This is a genomic window from Streptomyces sp. YJ-C3, from assembly GCF_053891275.1.
This window is the reverse complement of the sequence record NZ_CM132685.1, coordinates 3,832,360-3,856,754: the sequence shown is the minus strand read 5'-3', so window position 1 is coordinate 3,856,754 and position 24,395 is coordinate 3,832,360. Positions and strand designations below refer to the sequence as shown.

At 71.8% G+C, this 24,395-nt stretch carries 21 protein-coding genes and 1 pseudogene; 11 read left to right on the top strand and 11 right to left on the bottom strand.

What is annotated here, in order from left to right:
• Positions 1 to 122: 122 nt before the first annotated feature.
• Positions 123 to 2,615 (top strand): polysaccharide lyase 8 family protein, encoded by a 2,493-nt coding sequence (locus tag ACVHNB_RS16945; protein ID WP_456228503.1) that lies wholly within the window; start codon positions 123 to 125, stop codon positions 2,613 to 2,615.
• Here the strand turns inward: ACVHNB_RS16945 and ACVHNB_RS16940 are convergent.
• Positions 2,584 to 3,702 carry a substrate-binding domain-containing protein gene (locus tag ACVHNB_RS16940; protein ID WP_456228502.1) on the bottom strand — a complete coding sequence of 373 codons (1,119 nt, stop codon included), beginning with the start codon at positions 3,700 to 3,702 and terminating at the stop codon, positions 2,584 to 2,586. The genes ACVHNB_RS16945 and ACVHNB_RS16940 overlap by 32 nt on opposite strands.
• Before the next feature lie 82 nt (positions 3,703 to 3,784).
• Positions 3,785 to 4,276, bottom strand: a complete 492-nt coding sequence (locus ACVHNB_RS16935; RefSeq protein ID WP_428950324.1) for a GNAT family N-acetyltransferase — start codon at positions 4,274 to 4,276, stop codon at positions 3,785 to 3,787.
• A 257-nt stretch (positions 4,277 to 4,533) separates the two neighbouring features.
• Between ACVHNB_RS16935 and ACVHNB_RS16930 the strand changes: the two genes are divergently transcribed.
• Positions 4,534 to 5,892, top strand: a complete 1,359-nt coding sequence (locus tag ACVHNB_RS16930) for an esterase-like activity of phytase family protein (protein ID WP_456228501.1) — start codon at positions 4,534 to 4,536, stop codon at positions 5,890 to 5,892.
• A gap of 20 nt (positions 5,893 to 5,912) precedes the next feature.
• On the opposite strand, the gene ACVHNB_RS16925 is transcribed toward ACVHNB_RS16930, so the two are convergent.
• The 3 genes from ACVHNB_RS16925 to xylA all read right to left on the bottom strand — a co-directional run bounded on the left by ACVHNB_RS16925 (position 5,913) and on the right by xylA (position 8,074).
• Positions 5,913 to 6,374: a VOC family protein gene (locus ACVHNB_RS16925; protein ID WP_456228500.1), complete on the bottom strand. Its 462-nt coding sequence runs from the start codon at positions 6,372 to 6,374 to the stop codon at positions 5,913 to 5,915.
• 43 nt (positions 6,375 to 6,417) lie between these two features.
• Positions 6,418 to 6,831, bottom strand: a complete 414-nt coding sequence (locus tag ACVHNB_RS16920) for a hypothetical protein (RefSeq protein WP_428950327.1) — start codon at positions 6,829 to 6,831, stop codon at positions 6,418 to 6,420.
• Positions 6,832 to 6,907: 76 nt separating this feature from the next.
• The gene (gene xylA / locus ACVHNB_RS16915) at positions 6,908 to 8,074 is read right to left on the bottom strand and encodes a xylose isomerase (protein ID WP_428950328.1); all 1,167 of its coding nucleotides are present in this window, start codon (positions 8,072 to 8,074) and stop codon (positions 6,908 to 6,910) included.
• A gap of 161 nt (positions 8,075 to 8,235) precedes the next feature.
• Here xylA and xylB point away from each other — a divergent pair, with 161 nt between their 5' ends.
• The 6 genes from xylB to exaC all read left to right on the top strand — a co-directional run bounded on the left by xylB (position 8,236) and on the right by exaC (position 15,320).
• Complete coding sequence (xylB, locus tag ACVHNB_RS16910) at positions 8,236 to 9,672, top strand: xylulokinase (protein ID WP_456228499.1); 1,437 nt, start codon at positions 8,236 to 8,238, stop codon at positions 9,670 to 9,672.
• Between the two features lie 90 nt (positions 9,673 to 9,762).
• Entirely contained in the window at positions 9,763 to 10,956 is a 1,194-nt protein-coding gene (locus ACVHNB_RS16905; RefSeq protein ID WP_428950330.1) for an ROK family protein, read from the top strand.
• 248 nt (positions 10,957 to 11,204) lie between these two features.
• Positions 11,205 to 11,633, top strand: coding sequence for a hypothetical protein (locus ACVHNB_RS16900; protein WP_456228498.1), 429 nt, complete (start codon positions 11,205 to 11,207; stop codon positions 11,631 to 11,633).
• A 92-nt stretch (positions 11,634 to 11,725) separates the two neighbouring features.
• A complete protein-coding gene (locus tag ACVHNB_RS16895) occupies positions 11,726 to 12,340 on the top strand; it encodes an N-acetylmuramoyl-L-alanine amidase (protein WP_428950332.1) in 615 nt (204 codons plus the stop codon).
• Positions 12,341 to 12,451: 111 nt separating this feature from the next.
• Positions 12,452 to 13,720: a GAF domain-containing protein gene (locus ACVHNB_RS16890; RefSeq protein ID WP_456228896.1), complete on the top strand. Its 1,269-nt coding sequence runs from the start codon at positions 12,452 to 12,454 to the stop codon at positions 13,718 to 13,720.
• Positions 13,721 to 13,796: 76 nt separating this feature from the next.
• Positions 13,797 to 15,320, top strand: coding sequence for an acetaldehyde dehydrogenase ExaC (exaC, locus tag ACVHNB_RS16885; protein ID WP_456228497.1), 1,524 nt, complete (start codon positions 13,797 to 13,799; stop codon positions 15,318 to 15,320).
• 245 nt (positions 15,321 to 15,565) lie between these two features.
• On the opposite strand, the gene ACVHNB_RS16880 is transcribed toward exaC, so the two are convergent.
• The 5 genes from ACVHNB_RS16880 to ACVHNB_RS16860 all read right to left on the bottom strand — a co-directional run bounded on the left by ACVHNB_RS16880 (position 15,566) and on the right by ACVHNB_RS16860 (position 21,113).
• Entirely contained in the window at positions 15,566 to 16,036 is a 471-nt protein-coding gene (locus ACVHNB_RS16880; protein ID WP_456228496.1) for a Dps family protein, read from the bottom strand.
• Between the two features lie 254 nt (positions 16,037 to 16,290).
• Positions 16,291 to 17,088 carry an alpha/beta hydrolase gene (locus ACVHNB_RS16875; RefSeq protein ID WP_456228495.1) on the bottom strand — a complete coding sequence of 266 codons (798 nt, stop codon included), beginning with the start codon at positions 17,086 to 17,088 and terminating at the stop codon, positions 16,291 to 16,293.
• Positions 17,085 to 17,912 carry an alpha/beta fold hydrolase gene (locus ACVHNB_RS16870; RefSeq protein WP_456228494.1) on the bottom strand — a complete coding sequence of 276 codons (828 nt, stop codon included), beginning with the start codon at positions 17,910 to 17,912 and terminating at the stop codon, positions 17,085 to 17,087. Before ACVHNB_RS16870 ends, ACVHNB_RS16875 begins: the two co-directional genes overlap by 4 nt.
• Complete coding sequence (locus ACVHNB_RS16865; protein WP_456228493.1) at positions 17,909 to 18,703, bottom strand: alpha/beta fold hydrolase; 795 nt, start codon at positions 18,701 to 18,703, stop codon at positions 17,909 to 17,911. The genes ACVHNB_RS16870 and ACVHNB_RS16865 overlap by 4 nt, the downstream gene beginning before the upstream one ends.
• Positions 18,704 to 18,863: 160 nt before the next feature.
• The gene (locus ACVHNB_RS16860) at positions 18,864 to 21,113 is read right to left on the bottom strand and encodes an ATP-binding protein (RefSeq protein WP_456228492.1); all 2,250 of its coding nucleotides are present in this window, start codon (positions 21,111 to 21,113) and stop codon (positions 18,864 to 18,866) included.
• 297 nt (positions 21,114 to 21,410) lie between these two features.
• Here ACVHNB_RS16860 and ACVHNB_RS16855 point away from each other — a divergent pair.
• Positions 21,411 to 21,717 (top strand): annotated as a pseudogene (locus ACVHNB_RS16855) (SDR family oxidoreductase); the annotation flags it as partial.
• Between the two features lie 71 nt (positions 21,718 to 21,788).
• Here the strand turns inward: ACVHNB_RS16855 and ACVHNB_RS16850 are convergent.
• A complete protein-coding gene (locus tag ACVHNB_RS16850; RefSeq protein ID WP_456228491.1) occupies positions 21,789 to 22,169 on the bottom strand; it encodes a winged helix-turn-helix transcriptional regulator in 381 nt (126 codons plus the stop codon).
• A 142-nt stretch (positions 22,170 to 22,311) separates the two neighbouring features.
• Between ACVHNB_RS16850 and ACVHNB_RS16845 the strand changes: the two genes are divergently transcribed.
• Positions 22,312 to 22,719: a RidA family protein gene (locus ACVHNB_RS16845; RefSeq protein WP_456228490.1), complete on the top strand. Its 408-nt coding sequence runs from the start codon at positions 22,312 to 22,314 to the stop codon at positions 22,717 to 22,719.
• 841 nt (positions 22,720 to 23,560) lie between these two features.
• Positions 23,561 to 24,238: an RNA 2',3'-cyclic phosphodiesterase gene (thpR, locus tag ACVHNB_RS16840; RefSeq protein ID WP_428950335.1), complete on the top strand. Its 678-nt coding sequence runs from the start codon at positions 23,561 to 23,563 to the stop codon at positions 24,236 to 24,238.
• Positions 24,239 to 24,395: the final 157 nt, after the last annotated feature.

Here is a 24,395-nt window from a genome sequence, read left to right as displayed (position 1 = left end):
GTTCATCCACCTCCACAGAACGATCGAAACGCTCAACTTGGGCGATCCTCTTGAGCGTTTGAAACTCCGGGTGCTAGAAACCGCTTACTCCCAGCGGTCACTCCAGCATCCCGGAGCCCTTCATGACGTCGCAGACACCCCCTTCGCCCTCGTTCCTCCCGTCGGCTCCCTCCTGGTCCCGTCGCGGCTTCCTCGCCTCGACCGCGGCCGCCGGTGCCGCGCTCGCCGTCGGACTCCCCCAGCAGGCCGTGGCCGCCGGCGCGGGCGGCGCGGCCGCGGCCGACGACGAGTTCGCGGCGCTGCGGGCGAAGTGGCGGACGCTGTACCTCGGCGAGGGCTTCAGCCCGACCGCCGAGCCGTTCAAGTCGAAGCTCGCGACGCTCGGGGCGCAGGCGAAGTCCTGGCACGACGCGATGGCCCCGACGGACGGTTCGCTGTGGCCGGACGCCGTGTTCGGCGACCCGGACCCCGACACGGACACCGAGTCGTACGGCTACTCGGAGAAGATCCAGACGAGTTACGAGCGCGTGCGGGCCATGGCCGAGGCGTTCTGCCAGCCCGGCACCGGCCTCACCGGCGACGCGTCCCTCAAGACGGCCGTCCTGACCGCCGTGGACCACCTGGGCACACAGGTCTACAACAAGTCCCAGGCCCAGTACGGCAATTGGTACAACTTCCAGATAGGCGCCCCGCAGCGGCTGCTCGACATCGCGATCCTGATGTACGAGCACCTGAGCGCCGAGCAGCTGACGGCGGCGGTCGAGGCGATCGACCACTTCGTACCGGACTCGCTGGTCGCCAAGTACACGGGCACCAGCACCGGCGCCAACCGCATCGACCTGTGCCGCGTGCTCGCGCTGCGCGGCATCCTCGACGGCACCGCGGCGAAGGTCGCGCTGGCCAGGGACGCCGTGTCGCCGGTCTTCCCGTACGTCACCTCGGGCGACGGCCTGTACGCGGACGGCTCGCTGATCCAGCACACGTACGTGCCGTACACGGGCTCGTACGGCGCGGTCCTGATCGACGGCCTGAGCAAGCTGTTCGCGCTGCTCGGCGACTCCACCTGGGCGATCACCGACAGCGGACGGCAGATCTTCCTGGACTCCGTGGAGGACGCGTACGCGCCGTTCCTGCACGACGGGCTGATGATGGACAACGTGTCGGGGCGGGCGATCAGCCGGGGCCTGGTCGCCACCGATCCGCTGAAGATCCAGCAGGACGACCACGCGCGCGGGCACGGGGTGATCGCCTCGATCGTGCTGCTCGGTCTGGGGGCGAGCGCCGAGGAGAACGCGCGGTGGCGGGCGCTCGCCAAGGGCTGGTTCACCCGCGACCACTACAGCGACGTGACGACGGGCCGCACGCTCGGTGTCGCCGCGCTGTCCCGCGTGACGTCGCTGCTCGACGACTCCACCGTGAAACCGGCGGCCGAACCGACCGGCCACCACGTCTTCCCGTCGATGGCGCGGGCCACCCACCGCACGAAGCGGTTCACGGCGTCGGTGTCGATGTCCTCGAAGGCGATCACGTTCTACGAGAACGGCAACGGCGAGAACGTCCGCGGCTGGCACACCGGTTCGGGCATGCTCTCCTGGTGGGCCGCGGACGACAGCGACGGCGGCGGCCAGTACAGCGACGGCTACTGGCCCACCGCGGACCCCTACCGGCTGCCCGGCACGACGGTCTCCCGCAAGCAGCTCGCGGACGCCGAGGGCGGGACATGGGGTGCGGCCAGGCCCGACACGACGTGGGTGGGCGGCGCGACGGACGGCACGTACGCGGCCCTCGCGCAGGACGTGCGCGGCCTGTCGTCGACGCTTCGGGCGAAGAAGTCGTGGTTCTTCCTCGACGACGCGGTGGTGTGCCTGGGCGCGGGCATCACGAGCACGGACGGCGCCGCGGTGGAGAGCGTCTTCGACAGCCGCAACCTCGGGGCTGCGGGCACAGCGCGCCTGACGGTCGACGGCCGCCCGCAGCCGACGAGCCACCCCTGGAACGCTGCCCATCCGCACGCCCGTTGGGCCCATGTCGCGGGTCACGGCGGCTACGTCTTCCCCGGCGGCACCTCCCTGACGACGCTGCGCGAGGAGCGTACGGGCACGTGGCGGAGCATCAACGGCGGCGGCTCGACCGATCCGGTGACGCGACGGTACGTGACCCTGCTGGCCGACCACGGCACCGACCCCTCGGACGCGGCGTACGCCTACATCCTCATGCCCGGCGCGAGCGAACTGCGCACAGCAGCGCGGGCGTTGGACCGGGGGTGGCTGGACGTCGACGTCAACTCCGGTGCGCGGCAGGGCGTTCGGGTGCCGTCACTCGGCTTCACCGGGGTGACGTTCTGGGAGCCCGGATCGGTGGGCCGGGTGACGGTGGACGCGCCGCTGATCGTGCAGATCCGGGAGAAGCGGGACGGCACGGCGACGGTGTCGGTCAGTGACCCGAACCGCGCGGTGAAGGCGGCCACGCTGACCTGGCGGCGCCCGGTCCGGTCGGTGACGTCGAAGCCGGGGACGGTCACCGGCGCCGAGCCGGGCCGGGAGCTGAAGCTCACGTTCGGCGACCTGAGCGCGACCGGCGGCCTCACGCAGAAGGTGACCGTCCGGCTCGGCTGACCGGCGCGCCGCACGAGGCCCGGAGGTTCAACTCCGGGAGGATGTCGAGGTGTTGTCCCGGTTCGCGGGTGCCTGACGGCTCGGCGAGCCGGGACAGCAGCAGCTCCGCGGCGCGACGCCCCACGGTCCGCTTGGCCGGGGCGACCGCCGTCAGCGGCAGATCGGCGAGCGCGGCGACCTCGTCGTCGTAGGTGATGACGGACAGGTCCTCGGGCACGCGCACGCCGTGTGCCCGCAGCCGGGGGACGAGGACGATCGCGTCGGCGTCGCTGTGCAGGATCGCCGCGCTCACCCCGTGCTCCTCGACCGCATCGCGCAGAAACGCGAAGGTCCGCTCGAAACGCTCGGCCTCGGTGGCCGCGGGCCGCCGCGCGAGCGACGACTCGGGTGCGGGGCGCAGGCCGAGCGCCTCCACGGCCGCCTCGTAGCCGCGCCTCAACTGGGCGCTGGTGGGCGACTCCTGGGCCGCGAGGGCGACGGTGCGGTGACCGAGCGAGGCCAGGTGCCGGACGGCCTCGGCGGCGCCGTGGGCATGGTCGGAACGGACCCGGTCGAGGGCGGCTGCGGGGTGCCCGTGCGGCGCCGACCGCTCGACGAGGACCGTCGGCACGGGCCGCTCGGTGATCCGCAGCCCCTCCCCCGGACCCGGTACCCCGCGGTCCCAACTGGGCGTCAGGAGAAGCCCGTCGACGCCCGCCGCGAGCAGCCGGTCGACCTGTACGGAGTCCTCGCCGGGCAGGTACTGGGAGAGCGCCACCACGAGGCGGGCGCCGCGCTCCTCCACGGCCTCCCGGGCGCCGCGCACCACTTCCGCGTAGTAGTACTCGGTGGTCGGCACCACCATGCCGACGACGACTCCCTCAGCCGGCCGGCCCGTCTGCTCCGGGAGCTCCCCCGTCTCTCCGGGCCACACGACGGCGCCGTGCAGCCGGTGGAGTCTGCCCTGGGCGGCGAGGGACTCGACGTCACGGCGCAGGGTGACCGGGGAGACACCCAGTTCGTGGGCGAGGTCGGCGACGCGGAGGGTGCCGCGTTCCCGGAGCAGTTCGAGGACGCGCGCGTGGCGCCGGTCGACGTGCAGCCGCATGGTTCCGGCCCCTCCCCGTGGTCCCCTGCCCCGATCAGCGCGCCGTCGGCGTCGGCCGCGTCATCGTATCGATCGAGTGCGCTCACAACGATCCGGCGGGAGGGCCGGAGTTGGGCTTGCGGATCATGTGGACGTCCACCGGGTCCTGTGACTCCATGGTGAAGCCGTGCCGCTCGTACAGCCGTCGCGCGGCGCTGCCCTGCAGCACGTCGAGGCGGACGGCCCGGGCGTCGGCGTCCGCCCGGTCCAGGAGGGCGCCCAGCACCGCCGACCCGAGGCCACGGCCCTGGTGGACCGGTGCGAGGTAGAAGTGCTCCAACCGAAGGTCGTCCCCGTCGGGTCGCAGCGTGACGCAGCCCGCGAACGCGCCGTCGGCCTCGACGACGAGGGTGTGCATCGGGGCGAAGGAGTCCCGGAACCGCTGCCGCACACGGTGCGGGTCGTACCGCCCGAGCCGTTCGAGATCGGCGCGCATCACCGCGGCGCGCAACTCGACGATGACCTCGATGTCGGCGACGAGGGCGGGGCGCAGTTCCCAGGCGGGGAGGGCGGCAGGATTCGCACTGTCGTTCACTTCCGCAGTCTCGCAGACCCTCGCGCACCTCCTCGACCCGGTCTCGCATGGTGTCCACCATCGAGGAACGGGACCGGTCCGCGCACATCCGCACGCTCTCGCCCGCGTGCGCCTCGCGTACACGAAAAGCGCGAGCCTGAGCCGGTACGGGCACACGCCGTCCGTGCGTTCACCCGCATTCACCTCGCCGTCACCGGGAGTTCGGCGCCGGGGCCGACCGTGTGCGCAGTTCACCTTTCAGCGCCTCAGGAGGCTCCATGTCCCCGCACGTCACCGGCAAGCGCCGCGTCCGCCGCACCGTCGCCGCGGGGGTGCCGCTCGCCGCGCTGGCCGCGATCGCCGTGGCCGGGACCGCGACGGGTGCCCCGGCCGGCCACGGCGGGTCCCGCACGGCCGAGGTGACGGGCAGCGCGACGCTCGGCGACATACCGCTGGGCACGTTCAGCAACGGTCTGCTGCCGGGCACGGTGGACGACGACCGCGGTGTCGACCTGGGCGGCATCGGCTCCGACATCTTCCCGGCGGGACGCGAGGGCGATTACTGGACGGTCACCGACCGCGGCCCGAACGGCCAGATCAAGGTCGACGGCACCAAGCGCCGCACCTTCCCCGTCCCCGGCTTCGACCCGGCGATCGTGAAGATCCGTGTCACCGGCGACCGGGTGAAGGTCCTGCGGTCGATCCCGCTGACGACGACGTCCGGCAAGCCCGTCACCGGCCTGTCGAACCAGGAGGGCCGCGACGAGAAGCCGTACACGTACGACGCGGGGTCCCCGCTCGCGTACGACCCGAACGGGCTCGACACCGAGGGCATCGTGCGGGCCGCGGACGGGACGTTCTGGCTCATCGACGAGTACGGGCCGTCGCTGGTGCACGTCTCGGCGCACGGAAAGGTGCTCGCCCGGCACGTACCGAAGGGCCTGAACCTGAAGGGCGCCGACTACCCCGTCGTCGAGTCCCTGCCGTCCGTGCTGCTGCACCGCAAGATCAACCGAGGCTTCGAGGGGCTCGCCCAACTGCCGGGCGGTGACCTGGTGCTGGCCCTGCAGAGCCCGCTGTCGCTGCCCGACGGGGATGCGGGGGACGCCTCGCGCACCACGCGGCTCTTCCGCTTCTCGCCGCAGAAGAAGGCGGTCACGGCCGAGTACGCGTACCGCTTCGATGCGGTCGGTGACGTCGACCCGGGCGAGGACGACACCTCCGAGCTGAAGATCTCCTCCGTGGTGGCGCTCGGCCGCGACCGGCTGCTGGTGGAGGAGCGCACCGACAAGGCGGCCCGCCTCCAGGAGGTCCGGCTCACCCGTCGCGCGGACATCCTGGGCGGAGCGTGGGACGACGCCGGTACGTCACCGTCGCTGGAGCAGCTCGAGGACCCGGCGGCCTCCGGGGTGCCGGTGCTCGGCAAGCGGCTCGTGGTGGACCTGAACACGGTCGAGGGGGTGCAGGACAAGATCGAGGGCGTGGCGCTCGCCGGGCACGGCACGCTCGCTCTGATCAACGACAACGACTTCGGGATGACCGACGGCGCGGGCGCGTTCGACGCGAACGGGCGGCTCGTGGACAGCGGCATCGAGACGCGCGTGACGTACGTGAAGTTGCCGAAGGGCGCTCTCTGACGAGCGCCCCGGTCACTGCTTCAGGGCTGTTCGCCGGCCGTCTCGTCGATGGCCGGCATCGGTGCGCCGTCCGGATGCCAGGCGCGGAGGAAGCCGGACTGGCGGCCGAGGTCGACGAGTTCGACGCGGGCACCGATGCTGTCCATCCGGTGGTAGGCGAAGGGCCGGCCGTAGGGGCAGCCCGAGAAGTCCACGGAGAAACCGGCGTCCGTCAGGCGACGGGATCCTCGGTCGACATCGCTCGACCAGAAGCCCAGGTGATCGAACCGGGGTCCCGCGGCAGCGTCCCACGGGCTGCCGCGCGCGCCTGCGATCAGCTCGATGAAGGGCGGCCCGCCCTGGGTGAAGGCGATGCGGTAGTCCCACGCGCCGAGCCGGTCGGACACCGGGTCGCTCCAGGTCACCCCGGCCGCCCGTTGGAGGTCCCGCATCGCCGGCTCGATGTCGGGAACGGCGAAGCACACATGGTAGAAGGCAGTCATCCGTCCATCCTGTAACACCCGTCCCGGTCCTCCGGGCGGAGCGTCACGGCAGCAGGGACTCCACGTCGCTCGGCAGCAGGCCGCTGGGGAGCTCGCTGGGCAGTTCGGTCGGGATCCCGGACGGCAGGCCGCTGGGAAGTTCGCTGGGCAGCGCGCTCGGGAGCTCGCTCGGGATGCTCAACGACGGTGAGGGCGTGCCTCGTTGGCTGCTGCTGGCCGGCGAGGGCCGGCCGTCGCCGCCGGTGTCGCGCGTCGCCACGAGCACGACGGCGCCGACGATCACCACGAGGGCGACGAGCACGGCGAGCAGGAGGAGGGGGCGTCGCCCGGGGCGCCGCGGTTCCTCGGGTGGCGGTGCACCGTAGGAGCCCCCGGGCGGCGGGCCGAACCCGTCGCCCGAGGGCGGTCGATCGCTGGGCGGCGGGGGCGGCTGCGACGGGGGCGGGGGTACGGACATACCCCCAGGGTCCCCGTCGACGGTCCAACACGCGACCCCCGGAGGGAAGTTGTGGTCTCCCCTGACCCGTGTGCGGTCAGCCGCGGGCGGCCAGCAGGTGGTCCATGGCCAGCTGGTCCAGGCGCTCGAAGGCCATGCCGCGCTCGGCGGCGGCGTTCACGTCGAACTCCTCGTAGGCGCTCTTGTCCGCGAGGAGCGCGGCGACGCCGTCGGCCGCCGTCGGCTGCGCCAGCTCGTCCAGGCGCGACGCGCGCAGCGCTTCCTGCACCTCGGGGTCGGCGCGGAAGGCGGCGGCACGGTCCTTGAGGATCAGGTAGTTGCGCATGCAGCCCGCGGCGGACGCCCAGACACCGTCGAAGTCCTCGGTCCGCGGCGGCTTGAAGTCGAAGTGCCGCGGGCCCGCGTAGCCGGCCGTCTCCAGGAGGTCGACGAGCCAGAAGGCGGAGCGCAGGTCACCGGCGCCGAAGCGCAGGTCCTGGTCGTACTTGATGCCGGACTGGCCGTTGAGGTCGATGTGGAACAGCTTGCCCGCCCACAGGGCCTGGGCGATGCCGTGCGGGAAGTTCAGGCCGGCCATCTGCTCGTGGCCGACCTCCGGGTTCACGCCGTACATCTCCGGGCGCTCCAGGCGCTCGATGAAGGCGAGGGCGTGGCCGACGGTGGGCAGGAGGATGTCGCCGCGGGGCTCGTTCGGCTTGGGCTCGATGGCGAACTTGAGGTCGTAGCCCTTCTCGATGACGTACTCGCCGAGGAGGTCGAAGGCCTCCTTCATCCGGTCGAGCGCGTGCCGGACGTCCTTGGCACCGCCGGACTCGGCACCCTCGCGGCCGCCCCATGCGACGTAGGTCTGCGCGCCCAGCTCGGCGGCGAGGTCGATGTTGCGCATGGTCTTGCGCAGCGCGTAGCGGCGCACGTCGCGGTCGTTGGCGGTGAAGCCGCCGTCCTTGAAGACCGGGTGCGTGAAGAGGTTCGTCGTCGCCATCGGGACGACCAGGCCGGTGGTGTCGAGTGCCTGGCGGAAGCGCTTGATGTGGGACTCGCGCTCGGTGTCGGAGGCACCGAAGGGGATCAGGTCGTCGTCGTGGAACGTGACGCCGTAGGCACCGAGCTCGGCCAGGCGCTGCACGGACTCGACCGGGTCGAGCGCGGGGCGGGTCGCGTCGCCGAACGGGTCGCGGCCCTGCCAGCCGACCGTCCAGAGGCCGAAGCTGAACTTGTCGTCGGGGGTGGGCTGGTACGTCATCTCGCGGCTCCCTCGCCGATCGCGGGCGGCATGGCATGTCATGTCGCCCGCCTATTTCGTCATGGCGCTTTACAAATTAGTATGCGGGCACGCCGCTGGGAAGAGCCGACCCGGATCGGACCTTTCACGATCACGGGATCACCGGAAATCAGGAGAGCCGCATGTCAGCTGCCGAGGGCCCCCTTGTCGTCGGGGTCGACAGTTCCACGCAGTCCACGAAGGCCCTGGTCGTCGATGTCGCCACGGGCGCGGTCGTGGCCAGCGGGCAGGCGCCGCACACGGTGACCTCGGGCGCGGGCCGCGAGAGCGACCCCGAGGAGTGGTACACCGCGCTGACCTCGGCGCTCGCCCAGTGCGGCGACGCGGCACGCCGCGCGTCGGCCGTGTCGGTGGGCGGGCAGCAGCACGGCCTGGTGACGCTCGACGCCCAGGGGCGGCCGGTGCGTCCGGCGCTGTTGTGGAACGACGTGCGCTCCGCGCCGCAGGCCCGCCGTCTGGTGGACGAGCTGGGCGGGGCGAAGGTGTGGGCGGACCGGTTCGGGAGCGTACCCGGGGCCTCCTTCACGGTGTCGAAGTGGGCGTGGCTGGCCGAGCACGAGCCGGAGGCCGTACGCGCGACGGCGGCGGTGCGGCTGCCGCACGACTACCTGACCGGGCGGCTGACGGGTGCGGGCACGACGGACCGGGGCGACGCGTCCGGTACGGGATGGTGGGCGTCGGCGACCGAGGCGTACGACGAGGACATCCTCGGGCGGGTCGGGCTCGATCCCGCGCTGCTGCCCAGCGTGGTCGCGCCCGGCGAGGTCGCGGGCACGGTCCGCGACGCGGCGGACGGACTGCCCTTCTCCAAGGGCACGCTGGTGGCCGCCGGCACCGGGGACAACGCCGCCGCCGCGCTCGGCCTCGGCCTGCTGCCGGGCACGCCCGTACTGAGCCTCGGCACGTCCGGCACGGTGTACGCGGTGTCCCGGCGCCGGCCCGCGGACGCGAGCGGCACCGTCGCCGGGTTCGCGGACGCGCGCGGCGACTGGCTGCCGCTGGCCTGCACGCTGAACTGCACCCTCGCCGTGGACCGGATCGCCGCGCTGCTCGGCCTGGACCGGGAGGCCGTCGAGACGGGCGGCACCGCGACGATCCTGCCCTACCTCGACAGCGAGCGGACCCCCGATCTCCCGCACGCCTCCGGCCTGTTGACCGGTCTGCGGCACGACACGACCGGCGGGCAGCTGCTGCAGGCGGCGTACGACGGGGCGGTGCACGCGCTGCTCGGCGCCCTCGACCGGGTCCTGGACGACGAGGCCGACCGGTCCGCTCCCCTGCTGCTGATCGGTGGCGGCGCGCGCGGCACGGCCTGGCAGGAGACCGTGCGCCGGCTGTCGGGGCGGGCCGTCCAGGTCCCCGAGGCCCGCGAGCTGGTGGCGCTCGGCGCCGCCGCGCAGGCCGCGGGCCTGCTCACCGGCGAGGACCCGGGGGCCGTGGCCCGGCGCTGGGAGACCGCGCGCGGTCCTGTCCTCGACGCGGTGGAACGGGACGAGGCGACCCTGGAGCGGCTCTCGGGGGTGCTGGCGGGCGCGGCGCCGCTGCTGGAGCGGCCGTGACCGGGACGCCGTGCCCGCCCGGCCGCGCGGCCGGGCCGCTCACGTCGACCTGCGCGCATCGCCCGTCGCACATCCTGGGAGCATGACCGCATGACCGCACCACTGCACCGTCCCCGGCCGGGGACGCCCGACACCCAGCAGGGCATGCGCCGCCGCAACCTGTCCCGCGTGATGCACGCGGTCGCCGCCGCGGGCCCTCTGTCCCGGGCGTCGGTGGCGGGCCGCATCGGGCTGACCCGGGCCGCCGTCTCCACGCTCGTCGACGAGCTGATCCGGGCCGGTCTCCTGGAGGAGCTCGGGCCGCAGCGGCCCGGCGGTGTGGGCCGGCCGGGCTCCGCGCTCGCGGTCAGCGGCCGGGGCCCCGCCGGGCTGGGCGCCGAGGTGGGCGTCGACCATCTCGCGGTGTGCGCGGTGGACCTGCGCGGCGAGGTGCGGGCGCGCGCGGAGCTGCGGGTCGGCAACCGGGGGCGCGCGCCGGGCCCCGTGCTGCTCGACCTCGCGGAGCTGGTGCGGCAGGTGACCGAGGAGGCCGCGGCGGAGGGGCTGCGCCCGGCGGGGCTCGCCGTCGCGGTGCCCGGACTCGTGGCGCGGGGCACCCAGACCGTCGTCCGCGCCCCCAACCTGGACTGGCACGACACGGACGTCGCCGCGCTGCTGCCCTGCGAGGTGCCGCTGAGCGTCGACAACGAGGCGAACTTCGGCGCGCTCGCCGAGCTGTGGCTCGCCGCGGAGTCCCCGGCGGACTTCCTTCATGTGTCGGCGGAGATCGGTATCGGCGCCGCCCTGGTCGTCGACGGTCAACTGCTGCGCGGGGCAAGGGGGTTCGCGGGCGAGCTCGGGCATGTTCCGGTACGCCCCGAGGGTCCGGCCTGCCCGTGCGGCGGGCGCGGCTGCCTGGAGCAGTACGCGGGCGAGGAGGCGGTGCTGCGGGCGGCGGGCGTCGCGCCGGGCGCGGACCGGGTGTCGCTGCTGGCCGAGCGGGCCGAGGCGGGCGACACGGCCACCCGCCGTGCGCTGCGCGGCGCCGGCACCGCGCTGGGCATCGCGCTGACCGGCGCGGTGAATCTGCTCGATCCGCGCGCGGTGGTGCTGGGCGGCGCGCTGTCCCGTCTCGCGCCGTGGCTTCTGCCGTCCCTGGAGCGTGAGTTGACGCGCCGCACGGCGACTCCGGCCGACGGGGTCGCCGTCTCCCGGTTCGGCTCGGACGGGCCGCTGCTCGGCGCGGCGCATTCCGTAGTGCGGGCGGTGCTCGACGACCCGATGGGAGTCGCGCAGGAGGCGTAGCGCGCCGCCCCGGCCGGGCCCGCCGCTGCCAGTGGTTCGGACCTCTGACGTGCGGTTGTGCACATTCCGTGGGTTCTCCACAGGGGCGTCGCGCCCTCTTTCGCGCCAACCTGCGGGCGCCGTACCGTACTTCACGCGAGGCGCCGGACTCCTGTCCGTCCGACGGGTGGCGGCGTGCGCACGGGAAGGGGATTCCTGTGTCGGGGGACGCCGTCGGAGACCAGAGGCTGGCGATCGGAAGCAGTCCTGTGCAGCACCTGTTGTGCCCGCTGCTCGGGACCGTCGCGTTCGTGCCCGCGCTGCTGTCCGCGGCGGGCATCCCCGCCCCCGTTCCGTACGCGGGTCCCGTCGTCGGCACCTGGCTCGCCCTCGGGGTCGTCGTCCGGCTCGTGCCGACGCGACGTCATCCGCCACGCCTGGCCGGGCTGGAGAACGCCTTCCGGGTGTCCCGGCTCGACCTGGTGCGGTGGCTCGTACGGGACTACGGCGTCAGCGAGTTGGACGCCCACCGGTTCGCCACGCGGACCGTCGGGTCACCGCTGGCGAACGTCTGCGACACCGATGACACCTGCGTCGCCGAGCTCCGCGAGGAGCGGCCGCCGGCGCGCGAGACGCACCGCGGACTGCACGCACGGCCGCGCGAGAGCACGGCGACCCTGCCGCGCCCCGAGCGTTGAACCACCGGGCACCGCAGCCCCGAGCTCTGCGGCAGCGTCCAGGCGCTGCCGGTTCCCCCCACCGTCCGAGCCATTCGAGAGGCAGGATCGTCATGGACCGAGCAAGAGGAGCACACTCCCCCGGCCGCCCCAGCCGCCGCCGTCTGCTCCAGGCCGGGGCGCTGGCCGCGGTGCCCGCCGCGCTGCTGCCAGCGGGCCGGGCCGGCGCCGGGGCACAGGCGGTCGACTACCCGCCGGCCGAGTCCGTCCCCGCGAGCACCTCCAACTACACCGTGTCCAGCCGCCCGTCGTCGTATCCCGTCGACTACGTCGTCGTCCACGTCACGCAGGAGACCTATGCCGACGCCGTCGCCATCTTCAAGAACTCCGCGAAGCAGGTCTCCCCGCACTATCTCGTGCGCTCGGCCGACGGACACATCGCGCAGTGCGTGCGCGAGAAGAACGTCGCCTGGCACGCGGGGAACTGGGACTACAACACGCGCAGCATCGGTATCGAGCACGAGGGCTGGGTCGACAAGCCCGAGTACTTCACCGACGCGATGTACGAGCAGTCGGCGGCGCTGACCGCGTCGATCTGTGCCCGGTACGGCATTCCGATGGATCGCGAGCACATCATCGGCCACGTGGAGGTTCCCGGCACCGACCACACCGATCCGGGCCCGTACTGGGACTGGACGCGCTACATCCGGATGGTGAACTTCGCCTGACGCCGCGTCCGGGGCGGCATGTGCCACCTCGGACGATCCGTGCCCGGCTCCTTGTCGACCCGCGCCGCCGGAGCGACGATGTCCCCACCGCATCGCCGTCTGGAGGCCGAGTTGACCGATCCCTGGGTCGCCCTGGAGCCGGGCGCCGATCCCTCCGAGCGGGTGCGGGCGCTGCGTCACGCCCATGACCGGTTCACCGCGGCGGGCACCGTCGCCCGTCCGGTGCGTCCGGTGGTCGCCGATTCCTGGCGCCGCTCGGCCGGGGCGCACGTGAGCCCGGACGCGTCGGCGGCGGTGGAGCTGACCGACGGCGACCTCGGGGCGTATCGCGCGGAGCATCCGCTGTCCCGGGTGATGCCGTTGTTCCGCGAGCTGATGGGCACGTTCGCGTCGGACGGAGAGCATCTCCTGGCCGTGTGCGACGCGCAGGGCCGGCTGCTGTGGGTCGAGGGTCATCCGGCCACCCGGCGGCGGGCGGACGGGATGAACTTCGTGCCGGGGGCCCGCTGGTCGGAGTCGGCGATGGGGACGAACGCGCCGGGGACGGCGGTCGCCGTGGACCGCCCGGTGCAGGTGTTCGCCGCCGAGCACTTCATCCGCGAGGTGCAGCCGTGGACGTGCGCGGCGGCTCCCGTGCACGATCCGCACTCCGGGCGGCTGCTCGGCGCGGTCGACATCACCGGCGGGGACGGCCTCGCGCATCCGCACAGCCTCGCGTTCGTGCAGGCGGTGGCCCGCGCCGCCGAGTCCCAGCTCGCGCTGCTCGCCCCCGGACCGACGGCCGGGCCGGGTCTGCGGCTGAACGCGCTCGGCCGCGACGAGGCGCTGCTGGTCACCGCATCCGGCCACAAGATCCGCCTGAGCCGCCGCCACAGCGAACTGGTCGTCCTCCTGTCCCGCCATCCGGAGGGCCTGAGCGGCGACGAGCTGATGTGTTTCCTGTACGACGACGAACGGGTCACGCCGGTGACCCTGCGGGCCGAACTCGCCCGGCTGCGCAGAGTGCTGGGCCCGGATGTCCTCACGTCCCGCCCCTACCGCCTCGCCGTCCCGGTCGACTCGGACCTCACCACGGTGGAGCGGCGCCTCGGCTCCGGCGCGGTGACCGCGGCGGCGTCCGCGTACACGGGTCCGCTGCTGCCGGCCTCGCAGGCGCCGGCGGTGGCCCGTATACGACGCAGGCTCGCCGACGGGCTGCGGGCGGCGCTCATCGCGCGGGGTGACCCGGACCTGCTCGCGGACTGGGCGCACGCCCCCTGGGGCGAGGACGACCTCGCCGTCTGGCAGGCGCTCGCCGCGGCCCGTCCGACTCCGCCGGTCCTGACCCGCCTCGCGGCGCTGGACGAGGAACAGCGCGCCCCGGACCCGTACGCAACGTAGCTGCAACGTCCTGGTCCCTAGCCTCCCGGGCGAAAGCTGCCCAACGGCGGGCAGCCCGCACTGGAGGCCAGCCAAGATGACCCGTTACACCGCGCCCGGCACCGAGGGCTCCGTCGTCTCCTACCAGGCCCGCTACGACCATTTCATCGGCGGCGAGTACGTGCCGCCCGCCCGCGGCCAGTACTTCGAGAACCCGAGCCCGGTGAACGGACAGCCGTTCACCGAGATCGCGCGCGGCACCGTCGAGGACGTCGAGGCCGCCCTCGACGCCGCGCACGCCGCCGCGCCCGCCTGGGGCCGCACCTCCGCCGGTGCCCGCGCCGACATCCTCCTCAAGATCGCCGACCGGATGGAGGCGAACCTCGAGCAGCTCGCCGTCGCGGAGAGCTGGGAGAACGGCAAGCCGGTCCGCGAGACCCTCGCCGCCGACATCCCGCTCGCGATCGACCACTTCCGCTACTTCGCGGGCGCGGTCCGCGCGCAGGAGGGCAGCCTCTCCGAGATCGACGACGACACGGTCGCGTACCACTTCCACGAGCCGCTGGGCGTCGTCGCGCAGATCATCCCGTGGAACTTCCCGATCCTGATGGCGACATGGAAGCTGGCCCCGGCGCTCGCGGCCGGCAACGCGGTCGTCATCAAGCCGGCCGAGCAGACACCCGCCTCGATCCACTTCTGGCTGAGCCTGGTCGCGGACCTGATCCCGCCGGGCGTCGTCAACGTCGTCAACGGCTTCGGCGTCGAGGCGGGCAAGCCGCTGGCCTCCAGCTCGCGCGTGGCGAAGGTCGCGTTCACGGGCGAGACCACGACGGGCCGCCTGATCATGCAGTACGCGTCCGAGAACATCAAGCCGGTCACCCTCGAACTCGGCGGCAAGTCCCCCAACATCTTCTTCGACGACGTCTGGGCGAAGGACGACGACTTCCGCGACAAGGCCCTCGAAGGCTTCACGATGTTCGCGCTCAACCAGGGCGAGGTCTGCACCTGCCCGTCCCGGGCACTCATCCAGCAGGGCCACTACAGCGAGTTCCTCGAGGCGGCGATCGCCCGCACGGAGGCCATCAAGCCGGGCCACCCGCTGGACACCGACACGATGATCGGCGCCCAGGCCTCCAACGACCAGCTGCAGAAGATCCTCTCGTACCTGGACATCGGCCAGCAGGAGGGCGCGAAGGTCCTCACGGGCGGACAGCGCATCGAGCACGACGGCGAACTGGCGGGCGGCTACTACGTCCAGCCGACCATCTTCGAGGGCTCCAACCGCATGCGGATCTTCCAGGAGGAGATCTTCGGCCCGGTCGTCTCGGTCGCCTCGTTCGCCGACTACGACGACGCCATCAAGATCGCCAACGACACGCTGTACGGGCTCGGCGCGGGCGTGTGGACCCGCGACATCAACACGGCCTACCGCGCGGGCCGTTCGATCCAGGCGGGCCGCGTCTGGACGAACTGCTACCACGCGTACCCGGCGCACGCGGCGTTCGGCGGGTACAAGCAGTCGGGGATCGGACGGGAGAACCACAAGATGATGCTGGAGCACTACCAGCAGACGAAGAATCTTCTGGTGTCGTACAGCGTGAAGAAGCTTGGGTTCTTCTAGAGCCTCAAGTCGGTTGCCTGGAGGCTCCGTTGCACTCCAGGCAACCTGTACACGTGTACTGTCCTCTGCGATCGCCCGGGTGCCTCGCGACACGATTGACGTCTTGAGCGGATTCTCCCGGACCAGTGGCGGGCCAAGCGGCCCATTGCCTTGGTGGTTGTTGACTCATATCGTGCCCGCCGCCGGCGACCCGTTCCTGCGTGGAGACGCCTCAAGAATCGCGGAGCGTGATCGTGTCACGAGCTCTATGCGGGGATGCCTGATTCGGCGCGGAACATCCAGTGGTGCTTCTCCAGGTCGGCGACGACGCCGATCAGGAGATCCTGGGTGACTGGATCAGCGGCGCCGAAGACTGTGATCCGGTCCCGCATGCGACCTATGACGGTGAACAACGCCGAGCTGAGGGCGGTGAGCGCTTCGGTGTCCTTGATCCAGCCCGGGGCGAAGGCGGACAGGACGCTGGTGGCGGCGACGGTGGCTGCTTGCCCGTCCGGGCTCACTCCGATGGTCGCGGCGCGTTCGGCCACCTCGTCGGCTCGGGTGCGGACCATGGCGACCACGTCGTCGAGCCTGAGGTGGAGAGAGTGGAACCGTGGGCCGTAGAGATTCCAGTGGGCCTGCTTGGCGAGCAGCGACAGGTCCAGGAGGTCCACCAGAGCACCTTGCAGGGCGTCACCTGCGATCTTGCGGTCGTTCTTGACGTCGGGCATGGCCATCAGTCCTCGCTGGCGTGAGTGTCGAAGGTGGGCACGCCCTGCGCGTCGAGGGCGTGCGGAAGTCAGTGGGCAGGAGTGCAGCGCTGCCGTGCCGGAAGGTGTCGCGGCCAGGCGCGCCCCTTCCGGGTAGGAGCAAAGGCGTAGGAGATGGCGGCGCCGGGCCTGAGGAATGGCCCGGCGCCGTGCTTGTGGTCGGGAGGGGCCGGCCGCGCGGCCCGGGCCGAGAGCCTCCGTGCCCGGGTCAGCGGCTCGGTTCAGGCTTCTGCGTGACGCAGTGCCCAGTCCAGCGCCCGGTCGGCGACCTCTTCCCAGCCCGGCTCCGCACACGTCCAGTGGGACCGCTCGGGGAACTCGTGGTAGTCCGTGACAGTCCCTGGTGCCTTGTAGTGGCGGGCGTTGGACTTGTTCACCGCGGGCGGCATGATGTGGTCCCGCCCCCCGGCGATGAAGAGCAGCGGGGCCCGGTCGGGATTGTGAAAGTCGACCCAGGTCTCCCGTCTGCCGGGGGTGAGGTTGGCGATCAGCCCGTACGTCCACACCCAGCTGCCCGGAGCGGGGATGGCGTAGCGGTCGTAGGCCGTTCGTGCCTCGTCCTCCGGGAGGGTGTTGGTGAACGCGTAGTGGAACTGCTCGGGGGTGAAGCCCGCCGCCCGGTGCCGCTTGGCCGGGTTGTTGAGGATCGGGAAGAGGGAACGGAGCTGTGAGGGCGGGTTGACGCGGATGCCCTGGGGCGGCGCCGAGTCGATCACGACTCCTGCCGAGCCGTGGCCCCGGTCGAGCAGGAGCTGGGTGAGCACCCCGCCGAAGGAGTGACCGATGAGGACCGGCTTCTCCGGCAGCGCGGTGATCACCTTCTCCAGGTGGGCAACGGTCTCGGGCACGGTCAGCGACGCGATGGGGGAAGGGTCGGCCCGCAGCGCCTCCACCTCGGCCTCGAAGCCGGGGTACGCCGGCGCGAGCACCGTGTGCCCCTTCGCCTCGTAGTACGGGATCCACCGCTCCCAGCTGCGCGGGGTCACCCACAGTCCGTGGATCAGCACGATCGTGCTCATTTTCCGTACCCCTCCAAAAAGGCGAGCAGGTCCTCACCGAGGGTCTGTTTGTGGGTGTCGGTCAGGCCGTGCGGCGCGTCCGGGTAGACGAGCAGTTCGGCGTCCTTGACCAGCGACGCCGACGCCTTGCCGCCCACCTCGAACGGCACGACCTGGTCGGCGTCGCCGTGGATCACCAGCGTGGGCACGTCGAAACGGGCCAGGTCGGCGCGGAAGTCGGTGGCGGAGAAGGCGGCGATCGACTCGTAGGCGTTGCGGTGTCCGGCGGCCATCGACTGCAGCCAGAAGGCGTCGCGGACACCCTGGGAGACCGGAGTGGTGGGGTGGTTGAAGAACGGGCCGTCGGCGAGGTCCTTGTAGAGCTGGGAGCGGTCGGCGAGCGAGCCGGAGCGCAGGCCGTCGAACACCTCCACCGGCACCCCGCCCGGGTTGTCGTCCCGGCGGACCATCAGCGGTGGCACCGCGGCCACCAGCACCGCCTGGGCGACTCGGGCCGTGCCGTGCCGACCGATGTAGCGGGTGATCTCGCCGCCGCCGGTGGAGAACCCGACCAGGGTCACCTCCTGGAGGTCCAGGTGGTCCAGAAGGGCGGCGAGGTCGTCGGCGTAGGTGTCCATCTCGTTGCCGTGCCAGGTCTGCGTGGAGCGGCCGTGGCCACGGCGGTCGTGGGCTATGGCGCGATAGCCGTGCTCGGCGAGGAAGAGCTGCTGCGCCTCCCAGCTGTCGGAGTTCAGCGGCCAGCCGTGACTGAGCACGACGGGGCGTCCGGTCCCCCAGTCCTTGTAGAAGATCCGGGTGCCGTCGGAGGTGGTCACATTTGTCATCGTGCTGCCTTTCCGATGAGGGCGGCGGTGGTCCGCGGCTGGGAGATCATCGCGACGTGCGAGGCCCCGGCCTCGACGGTGTGCGCGCCGGCCCGCTCGGCCATGAAGCGCTGGGCGGCGGCCGGAATGAGGTTGTCGTCGCGGGCGACCAGGTAGGAGGACGGAACGGTCTGCCAGGCGGGCGGGCCGGACTTCTCGGAGAGGGTCGCGGTGTCGCCGGGCCGCTGCGTCGCCCACAGCAGGTCGGCCTCCGACCGGGACAGATCACCGGCGAACACCTCGCGGAACGCGGACCGCTTCACGTAACCGTCGACGCCCTGCGGGTGGGGGCGGAAGTCCAGCGCGGCCTCGGTGAGCCGGGTGCCGGGGAACTTCGTCTGGAGGTCGGGCACCGTCTCGCCCGCGTCGGGGGCGAAGGCCGCCACATAGACCAGCGCCCGTACCCGTTCGTTGCCGTGGGCGGCATTGGTGATCAGCATGCCTCCGTAGGAATGCCCGACGAGGACGAGGGGGCCGGGCAGGCTGTCGAGGAAGGCGGCGAGATAGGCGGAGTCGGCGTGCACGCCGCGCAGCGGGTTGGGCGGGGCGATGACGGAGTGGCCGTCGCGGGTCAGGCACGTGATCACCCGGGACCAGCCGCTCGCGTCGGCGAAGGCGCCGTGGACCAGCACGATCGTCGGCTTCGGCCGCGCGGAGCGGCCGGTTGCTGCGGCCGCGCCGGCAACGCCGACGGTCGTGGCGGCAGCGGCTGCTCCGGCCAGTACGGTTCTACGGGTAACAGGAGGAGGCATGAGGGAACGCGCCCCTTTCTCGGGCATCCGGGCTCTCTCGGAAAGCGGCCTGCGCGGCCGTACGACGAGGAAATCAGCGCCCGCCCCGCCGGACCATGCAGAACGGCACGCAGAACCGCAGCGCCGACCCGCGCCGGGGATCGCTCGCCCCGGCCGGTCCTCAGCCGCTCGGCGCGGTGAGGTTCCCCAGTGCCGAGCGCACCTCACCGGCCACCGGATGCCACGTGTGGCCGGCGATCACCTCCTGTGCCCGCGTCAACTCCGCTTTTCCTCGGTCGTGTTGGCCCAGGCCGGCCAGGGCGAGCCCTCTGGCGAGGTGGAGACGGCAGATCAGTGCGGGAACGCCGCATGCGGCCGCGAGCGGCTCCGCACGCGCGGCCTCGTCGAGCACCTCGGTCCACCGGCCGAGAAGGGCCAGCGCATACGCGGCGTGCACCCGGGCCCCAGCCTGCGCGCTGAGCCGCGGGCGTGCCGCCACCGGGCGGGCCGCCACCTCACGCAGTCCCTCCTGATAGGTGGCCAGAGCCTGCTCGAGGCGACCGAGTTGCATGTGAATCGCCCCGATGCGGATGAACAACTGGACGTACCCGTCGTGGTCGCCGGCGAGGTCGGCCGGGAGCAGAGCCGCGCGAACCATTTCCAGCGCCTCGGCGTACCGCCCGGCACGATTCAGGGCGTCCGCCGCGTACTGCAGCGCCCACGCCTCCTCCTTCAGGTCACCCTCTTCCGCGGCGAGATCCCGCGCCGCCAAAGCCGACTGCAGTCCCTCCTCCCAGCGGCGGGCGCAATTCGAGGCGGCCCACGACAGGTAATTGAGGTGCACGATCTTCAGACGGCGGTCGCCCAGCCCTGCGGCCGCCGCCCGGGAGAGCCCGTACACCTCGTACCAACCGCGCCAGGCGATGGTGATGTCGGAGTACCAGTGCAGCGCCTCAGCGGTCTCCACCACCCGCCGGTGCTCACCGGCCCCGGCGGCGATCCGCAGCGCGCCGAGCCAGTTCTCCGCCTCGGCCCGCAGCCAGTAGGCGGCCTCGTCGGAGGTGGCCAGCGGGACCGGTCCTCTCCAGTCCGCGGGCGGGGCGCCGTGACCGGGTTCGAACCAGCGGCCCGCGGTGACCGTGATGTCCAGCAGCCGCCGGGCCATGTCGAGCCGGACGGCTGCGCGTTCCCCCTCCGGCTCCTCGCCCCGCAGACGCTCTCCGGCGAACAGCCGCAGCAGGTCGTGGAGTTGGTACCGGTCGGCGCCCCGCGGCTGGAGCAACCCCAGCTCCACGAGTTCATCCAGCACATCCACGGTGTCCGCCAGGCCGTCCTCGGTCACCAGGGCGGCCAGCGGGGCGGAGAAGTCCGGGCCCGGGAGATGTGCCAGCCGCCGGAACACCCGGCGTGCCGCGATGGAGAGCTGGGTGTGGGAGAGCGTGAAGGCGGCCACCACGCTGACGTCACCACTGCGCAGGGCGGCCAGTCGCCGGTCCTCCCCCGCAAGCCGCTCGACCAAGTGGCGCACCGACCAGCCGGACCGGGTGGACAAGCGGGTGCCGGCGATGCGCAGTGCCAACGGCAGGTGCCCGCAGAGCAGGGACACCTCCGCGACGTCGTCTGCGGCCGAGGGCTCCGCCGCCTGGTCGGCGACCGTCCGCAGCAGGGCCGCCGACTCCTGCGGCGTGAAGGGAGAAAGAGCCAGCCGCCGGACGCCCTCCAGGCCGCTGAGCACGCGTCGGCAGGTCATCAGCACCAGCCCGGCCCCCTCGCCCGGCAACAGCGGTCGCACCTGCGCTTCGTCGGCGGCATTGTCCAGGATCACCAGGCAGCGCCGCTCACGCAGTACCGCCCGCAACTGTGCGCACCGCTCCTCGTCCGAGGCCGCGACGGCGCGGGCCGAGATGTCCAGGGCCCGCAGCAGCCGTACCGCGACATCACCCGCGGCGGGCGGGGCGGGATCGACACCACGCAGATCGACGTAGAGGCAGCCACCGGGATAATCGTCGCGTATCGCTTCGGCGGCCCGCAGCACGACAGTGGTCTTGCCGACGCCGGCCTGCCCGTGCACCAGGACGACCGGTGTCGGCCCGCCGCGGGCACCGTCGGCCGCCGCCCGGCGGAGCACGTCCAGTTCACGCACCCGGCCCGTGAAATCGCGTACCGCACGGGGCAGTTCGCACGGGCCCGGCCGCGCGGCGGCCGAACTCCGGCGCAGCGCGCGGGCATCCTCCTCCAGCCGCCGGCGTTCGTCCTCAGCGACCCCCAGCGAGCCGGCGAGCGCGGCGAGCGTCCGGGGCTGCGGCGCCCGGCTGTGCCCCCGCTCCATGTCGCTGATGGCCCGGGCACTGACCCCCGACGCCTCGGCCAGCTCCTCCAAGGTCATCCCGGCCACGCGCCGTAACTGCCGCAGCCGCTTCCCCAGTGTCATGAGCCCCCCCGCTCGATCGACCGATCGAGCCGATCCTAGGTGAGCCCGGCGGTCCTCGGCGAGGGGCGATCCAGTGGAACCGGGCCACGAACGCCGCTGCTCGGAGGACGCTCAGCCGCGCTCGTTGTTCTCCGACACATCAACCAGGAAGCCGCACCCCGATTCGACGTTCAGGTGACTCCCTCGGCCCCAGCGACGATCGAGGCCGCCCTCACCCGCCGATGCGGGCCGGTCCGAGCATGCCGCGGCATCAGGCTGCATGGGGTTGGTTGTTGGAGCGGACCAGCGCGACAGCACGCCTATCGCATGGTGCCCGCCATGGTCGTCCATGCCGGCACGAAGTTCGCGGTCCGCGCCATCTGCGAAGGGCTACGGCAGGAAGCGGGCGACTCCCTGCGCGTCACCATCGTCTCCCCGGGGTCCCGTGGCGACCGGCTTCGCCGAGGCGTCGACGCATGCGCGGGTCAGGGCAGAGATCACCGAGATGCGGGATCGGATCGCGATCCCGTCCGAGGCGATCGCCCGGGCCGTCGCGTTCGCCGTCGAGCAGCCCGCGACCGTCGACGTGAACGAGGTCGTGGTCCGGCCCACCGCCCAGAACTGACCTCGGTCACCCTGTGCATCAGCCGTGGGTCCGCGCGGTTCACCTCAGCCGGCGGGGCGACACCGCGCTGGTCAACTGTCGAAGCGGCGACGAGAGTTCTCGATGTCACCGACGTACCGGTGAGTCCAGTCGCACATCCCGTCGATGGTGGCCCGAAGGGCCCGGCCGGGCGCGGTGAGGGTGTATTCGACGCGTGGCGGTACCTCGGGGTGCACGGTCCGGTCGATCAGCCCGTTGCGCTCCAGCATGCGCAGGTTCTGCGTGAGCATCTTGTGGCTGATGCCCTCGATCGCGTCCCGCAGCTCGCTGAAGCGCAGGGTGTCCTCCCCCAGCGCCTCGATGATCAGGAACGCCCATTTGTTGGCGATGTCCGAGAAGATCTCCCGCGCCAGGGAGTCGGCCCGCCGAAGGTCCGCTTCGTCGGGCGAGCCCGCGAACTGCTTGGTCACCATGAGGTTCCCCCGTCACCGAAAAGTGCGTTCTTCCACGTCGCGCGTCACTCTCCTACGGTTCCTGAGTCACCACAAGAGACCAGGAACAGCCCTGGAGCCGGTGGCAGCGAGCCACCGGCTCTACGACAAGGAGGCAGGCGCCATGCCCGTCACTCTGATGAACCCCGAAGGACTGCCCACGATCGACATCTACCGGCAGGTGGCGATCGCATCCGGAACGCAACTGGTCTTCGTCGCCGGCCAGGTCGCCTGGGACGCTGAGGGAACCACGGTCGGCGAGCACGACCTCACCGCACAGGTCGAACAGTGCTACCTCAACATCGCCACCGCACTGGCCGCGGCCGGCGGCTCCTTCGACGACGTGACCAAACTGACCGCCTACGTCGTGGACTGGTCGCCCGACAAAATGCCTCTGCTCCTGGAAGGGATGTCCCGGGCAACCTCGAGACTCGGCGCCACGCCGGTCCCACCGGCGACGCTGCTGGGCGTCGCGGCACTGGACGTACCCGAGCATCTGGTCGAGATCGAAGCGATCGCGGTCCTCGACTGAGCTCCGGTCCAGATCGGTCCGGGCTCGAACCGGCCTGTGGCTACGGGCGGATCTGACTGGGACCGCGCCGAGTTGGTCGGCTACGGCGAGCCTGTACCACCAGCAGACGAGGAACGTTCTTCGTTGGTACAGCCCAAAGAAACTTGGGTTCTTCTAGAGCCGTCCCGGACCAGCCACGGGCCAACTGGGGCGCTACGTTGCGGCGGCCTCAGTGGTGCGAAGCATGCGACGAAGAGCAGACGACGTCGCGTGGCGGGCGTGATCACACGGCAATGTGCTCACGGGTGGTCTCGAGGTCGTTGAGCACCGCGAGGACTGGTCCCCAGCACATGCCGACGGTGTCTCGGTCCGGGATACGCCGCGTTCTCGTTGCTTGCGGAGGTGGACGAGGTTTCGATACTCACGACCGATCGCCATGAAGTCATGGGCGTCCGTCTGAATCCACCCTCGGGTACGAGCGGTGTCGAGCAGCAGGGCAAAGCTTGCCCGTTCAGGGGCAACGCGCCTCTCACCCTGGGGGAAGCCTCGTTGCAGCACTGGATCTCTGTGGGTTACTACGTCGAGGAGAAGGGCTTCCGTGAAGCTGCCGATGCCGATGAGCGCCATACCGTACGCACCGTGCTGCTCACAGATCTGCGTTTCGGTGACCCCCTCCAGACAACCCGCTTGGGTGCCTACCGTCTGTCGTCGATGGGGTTTCTCGCTCTACCTCGCGGCGCCTCCGGCGGACACGAAGGGCGTACTCGTATCAGCCCGCTCCTTGATGCTTGGAGCCGTCGGCGAGTTTCCCGGCCTTGGCCTTCGACGAGAACGGGTGAACGCATGAGGTAAGAAAACATCCGTGACAGAACCACCCCAGACCGCCACCCAGCACGCCTTTGTCGCCCTCGCGCCGCCCGACCATGCGAAGAACGAGCTGGCGCACGCGCTGAGCCCGGCCTACGCCGCCTATCCCGGTCTGCGCTGGAACCGCATCGAGGACTGGCACATCACCCTGGCGTTCCTGGGCGAGCTGCCGGTACAGGCCGTTCAGCGGCTTCGTGCACCCCTCGCCGACCTGGCGGCTGCCCGCCCGTCTCCCGAACTGGCGCTGCTCGGTGGCGGACACTTCGACGAGCGAGTGCTGTGGAGCGGCATCGAGGGCGATCTCGACAGACTGCACGAGCTGGCCGAAGCGGTACGTGCGCGGATCAGGGACTGCGACGTCGTCTTCGCCGAACGTCCGCTGCGTCCCCACCTCACGCTGGCCCGCGCTCGCCGCTACGACAACGCGTCCGTGACGGCGGCGGCCGCCTGCCTCGACGGCTTTACTGGACGCCCTTGGCAGGCCGAACGCCTCCACCTGGTCGGCAGTACGGTAAAAGGCCACCCGGGCCCACGGCGCTATCAGGACATCGACGCCTGGGGCCTGGTCACTGGGCAAGAGCATTCCGATCCGAAACCGCCACAGACTGCTGTGCATGAGCACAAGGACGCCTCGGGCCTCAAGATGATGCCGCCTCGACCCAACGCGCCCTGAGCCCGCTCAGACGGTCATCCCGCCAGTCAGGGAGTCCGGCCATCGCATGTGCCTCTGGTTGCAGAGGGGGGTGCCGCAACCGGTCCGTCGCCGGACGGCCACGACGGCGGTCCAAGTCCGTCCTGGGCGATAAGGCGTACGACTCGCAGGCCAGCCG

Coding starts and splice junctions, on each gene's coding strand:
- ACVHNB_RS16945 (WP_456228503.1), top strand. CDS start 123: ATGACGTCGCAGACACCCCCTTCGCCCTCGTTCCTCCCGTCGGCTCCC.
- ACVHNB_RS16940 (WP_456228502.1), bottom strand. CDS start 3,702: ATGCGGCTGCACGTCGACCGGCGCCACGCGCGCGTCCTCGAACTGCTC.
- ACVHNB_RS16930 (WP_456228501.1), top strand. CDS start 4,534: ATGTCCCCGCACGTCACCGGCAAGCGCCGCGTCCGCCGCACCGTCGCC.
- ACVHNB_RS16925 (WP_456228500.1), bottom strand. CDS start 6,374: ATGACTGCCTTCTACCATGTGTGCTTCGCCGTTCCCGACATCGAGCCG.
- ACVHNB_RS16920 (WP_428950327.1), bottom strand. CDS start 6,831: ATGTCCGTACCCCCGCCCCCGTCGCAGCCGCCCCCGCCGCCCAGCGAT.
- xylA (WP_428950328.1), bottom strand. CDS start 8,074: ATGACGTACCAGCCCACCCCCGACGACAAGTTCAGCTTCGGCCTCTGG.
- xylB (WP_456228499.1), top strand. CDS start 8,236: ATGTCAGCTGCCGAGGGCCCCCTTGTCGTCGGGGTCGACAGTTCCACG.
- ACVHNB_RS16905 (WP_428950330.1), top strand. CDS start 9,763: ATGACCGCACCACTGCACCGTCCCCGGCCGGGGACGCCCGACACCCAG.
- ACVHNB_RS16895 (WP_428950332.1), top strand. CDS start 11,726: ATGGACCGAGCAAGAGGAGCACACTCCCCCGGCCGCCCCAGCCGCCGC.
- exaC (WP_456228497.1), top strand. CDS start 13,797: ATGACCCGTTACACCGCGCCCGGCACCGAGGGCTCCGTCGTCTCCTAC.
- ACVHNB_RS16880 (WP_456228496.1), bottom strand. CDS start 16,036: ATGGCCATGCCCGACGTCAAGAACGACCGCAAGATCGCAGGTGACGCC.
- ACVHNB_RS16875 (WP_456228495.1), bottom strand. CDS start 17,088: ATGAGCACGATCGTGCTGATCCACGGACTGTGGGTGACCCCGCGCAGC.
- ACVHNB_RS16870 (WP_456228494.1), bottom strand. CDS start 17,912: ATGACAAATGTGACCACCTCCGACGGCACCCGGATCTTCTACAAGGAC.
- ACVHNB_RS16865 (WP_456228493.1), bottom strand. CDS start 18,703: ATGCCTCCTCCTGTTACCCGTAGAACCGTACTGGCCGGAGCAGCCGCT.
- ACVHNB_RS16860 (WP_456228492.1), bottom strand. CDS start 21,113: ATGACACTGGGGAAGCGGCTGCGGCAGTTACGGCGCGTGGCCGGGATG.
- ACVHNB_RS16850 (WP_456228491.1), bottom strand. CDS start 22,169: ATGGTGACCAAGCAGTTCGCGGGCTCGCCCGACGAAGCGGACCTTCGG.
- ACVHNB_RS16845 (WP_456228490.1), top strand. CDS start 22,312: ATGCCCGTCACTCTGATGAACCCCGAAGGACTGCCCACGATCGACATC.